Consider the following 3602-nt stretch of genomic DNA (forward strand, 5'->3'; position numbering starts at 1 on the left):
TAATCACATTAATTTTTACCGTATCTCTACCTTCGTTACAAACAATTGTTCCTTCTTTTACAAAAATTTCTCCTGGTATCATTTTCTTTTATTTTTTTAGAATTAACGAATAGGATTATGAACCGTTACCAACTTTGTTCCGTCAGGAAAAGTCGCCTCCACTTGTACATCGTGTATCATTTCCGCAACTCCTGGCATTACATCGTCAGTTGTTAAGATGTTTGCACCTTCTTGCATCAATTCTGCAACTCGTTTCCCATCTCTTGCACCTTCCAAAATAAAGTGGCTGATAAGCGCAATAGATTCTGGATAATTTAATTTTACGCCTCTTGCTTTACGTTTCAACGCAAGCTCTCCAGCAGTATGTAACATTAGCTTTTCTAATTCGCGTGGTGTTAAATGCATTTTTTTATTTTTTAAAAAATTAGATATTTATTCTACACATTGATGTAAACAATTTGTGTATGAATATGTTGAATTTTGACAATAAGAATCCTTCATTGCTTTGTTAAAAACAATGAAATCTATTGTAGATTAATAAAAATTAATTATTTGTAATCAATTTGTAGCGAATGAAATAAGATGTATTTCGGTAAACTTTTTAAAGTCTTAACTTCAACTGTTTCCGATATTTTTTGATAAAAGGTTTGATGAAAATAAATAGCCAAAAAGCGAACAAACAAATCACAATCGAATGTAAAAATTTCTGATTCTGATTTATTTTCATCAACTGATAATAGATTGAAATTATTAAATTGAGTAGATAATTTTGTTCCACAATCTATTTGTTCTGTGTGTTCTCTATGCGACTCGACAAGACTTCTCGTTTGAGAAAACTTCGAGATACTTATTACAAACGTAATAAATAACATTAAAAATACTATAGAGAAAACCTTTTTCATTAATGATGTAAAATTAGACGTTTTACTTTGTTCGTTTCTTATTTAAAAAATCAGATAAATATTCAAAAACGTGACAATTTTATTCTTTTTGACTATTCTAAAACCTTTGATGAATAAAATTTAATCTTACTTTAAAATGATTAATATATTTAATTTCAATATTTTAATTATTTATTAAAATAAATCATTACCACCCGAAATCACTTATTTAATTTCTACGGAAGCTTCCAAACCAAATCAACTGCAACATAATGCACACCCGATTTAGCTTCTGAATAATTCCTAATCAAGTTGTTAACATAACCAATATCCATCGTCAACGGAGAATTCGGAATTTGGAACATATAATAAAGTCCCAAACGCGTTTCTTTGTACGCATATTTTGTCCAATGTTTTTCCACATCGTTCATATAACTCGTCGCAAACAAACCTTCGGCACTAAGCGCTAAAGATTGCTTATTCTTATCAGAAATTGGATACGTTAATTGCGATTTTACACGTGTTCTTAACTGAAAATTTTCGTCAACTTCATTAAAATCAGCATCAAAAAACTTTCTGAATTCTTGTCTAATTGTATTCTTCCATTTCAACTTTCCTAAATTCGCAGTATACGCATAACGCCCATAAACTCTAAACTCCTGCTCTATTCCTTCTTTGTGAAAAGGCGCTTCGGAGTCAAATTCATTTTGACGACGATAGCTTATCGCATAACTATATTGTTGATTTGGTTTGAATTTATTATAAATCTCATAATTCAAGACTAAAATTGCAGGTTTATCAACTGGATTATAATTATCTGGCGAACTTTTTCGTCCCATTCCAACATAAGCAACTGCATATTTATTTCCAATAGAATCTAACTTATGTTGCACACCAAAAGCAGCCCAATAAGCGGTTTTAGCTTTCCCTAAACCTGGAGGACTTAGTTGTCCAAAACTTGTTGTAAGCGTGAATAAAAAGGCAGTAACAATGCTTATTTTGCGTGTAATTGAAATCATTTTTATGTTTTGTTTGTTTTATTTTTTTTAGAATGAATAACTTAACGTAGCCATCATATTACTTGGAGATCCAGGGAAAACTCGAGTGTAATCAATTCCTCCTTGGAAATAATATTTATCGAAAATATTATTGAACTGAACTGAAATTTTTAATGGGTTCAAATCATAATAAATTGCAGCATTTACCACTGTGTAATCTGGCAAAAATCCCCACTCAGCATTACCTTGTGCATCTTTCCCAACAGAATTTTCCATACGTCGATCACTTACATAAGAAGCCCCAAGACCAAATCCTAAACCTTTGAACGTATCATGTAAAACCGAATATTTCAGCCATACATTCGCCATATTTTTCGGTGCGTTCGCCAAAGGCATTCCAACTTCCGAAGCAACAGAAGAAGCTTTAACCTCTGTATCTGTATAAGTATAATTGAAACTCATTTGTAAATTACGGTGCAATTGTCCTCGTAAATCCAATTCCAAACCTTTCGAAGAAACTTTACCCGATTGACGATAAACAGGGAAACCAGCATCGCTCAATTGTCCTGTTGGCATCATCATATCATTGCGTTGAATTTGATAAAGTGCTAAATCTATTTGTAATTTTTTCTTGAAAAATTCTGTTTTCAATCCTGTTTCTACTTGGAAACTTCTTTCTGATTTAAATGGCTTATCAGCACCATAATTTTTGTAATTCGCTACATAATCAGCCGCAATTGGCACATAACCTTGCGAATAATTAGCGAAATAATTTATTGTTGGCGTTACTTTATATGTCAAACCCACACGAGGCAACCATGTATCTTGAGTTGCTGAATAAGGCGTTTTTGGATCTGCGCTTTCTGATGTATAATGCTCGTAACGCAAACCAAATAACATTTCTAATCGATTAAACTTTACCTGATCTTGTACATAAACGCCTGTTGTTTTGTAAGAACTCAAAAATGGAAAAGACGCTTGTTTTAACCATTTGTAAGAAGATAAATCTTTCGATTCGTAAATTGGATGATTCAAATCAAATGTCAACGGAACAATTTCTCCATTTACCTCTTTGCTTCTCGCCTCTTTCTGCTGATTGTCCGCATCTGGCTTATATTGCGCATAATCAACACCAAAAATTATATTTTGTTTTACTTGTCCTTTTTGCAATTTATAATTCAAAAAAGCAACAGCATTATCTGTATAATCAGTCGCTTCTCGAGACAAAAAACGCATGTTTACAATTGTGTTGTAAGGCGCATCTGCAAAGCTATTCAACGTTCTGTGCTCGTTTAATTTTTCTTTATAAATTGATTTTGAATAATTAAGCGTTAATGATAAATTATCTAAAATATTTTGTGTCAATTTTGTACGAAACGAAAATGTTTCTGTTTTAAAAAAATCCGATGGTTGCGACAATGTAAAAGAACGATTGATTGCATATAAATCTGTTTGTTTCACACCCATTCCACGATCCAAATAGCCATCAAAATTATCGTACGTTAAATCCACATCGATTTGTGTTCCTTTTCTTGGTTTGAACGTAAAAGATGGTGCTACTGAAACTATTTTTTGATTGTTATTTTTTCTGAATGTTTTACTTGTTTGATAACCTGCATTCAATCGATAGAATAAATTATTACTCAATGGTCCACCAATATCCAAGGTTGTACGCAAGGTTTCAAAACTTCCTGATGAAAAACTGACAGCTCCTTTAAAATCT

Annotated in this window: 3 protein-coding genes; all 3 read right to left on the minus strand. The window is 32.0% G+C overall.

From position 1 onward, the window contains the following. Positions 1 to 102: 102 nt before the first annotated feature. Complete coding sequence (gene ureA / locus Q0616_RS07350) at positions 103 to 405, minus strand: urease subunit gamma (RefSeq protein ID WP_038336653.1); 303 nt, start codon at positions 403 to 405, stop codon at positions 103 to 105. A gap of 712 nt (positions 406 to 1117) precedes the next feature. Next, positions 1118 to 1900 (minus strand): DUF2490 domain-containing protein, encoded by a 783-nt coding sequence (locus tag Q0616_RS07355; protein WP_286484152.1) that lies wholly within the window; start codon positions 1898 to 1900, stop codon positions 1118 to 1120. A 27-nt stretch (positions 1901 to 1927) separates the two neighbouring features. Beyond that, on the minus strand, positions 1928 to 3602 hold a 1675-nt coding region (locus Q0616_RS07360; RefSeq protein WP_298776171.1), incomplete at its 5' end, for a TonB-dependent receptor.

The sequence above is a fragment of the uncultured Empedobacter sp. genome, assembly GCF_937930195.1.
In the GTDB taxonomy this organism is placed as follows: domain Bacteria; phylum Bacteroidota; class Bacteroidia; order Flavobacteriales; family Weeksellaceae; genus Empedobacter; species Empedobacter stercoris.

Coding starts and splice junctions, on each gene's coding strand:
- ureA (WP_038336653.1), bottom strand. CDS start 405: ATGCATTTAACACCACGCGAATTAGAAAAGCTAATGTTACATACTGCT.
- Q0616_RS07355 (WP_286484152.1), bottom strand. CDS start 1,900: ATGATTTCAATTACACGCAAAATAAGCATTGTTACTGCCTTTTTATTC.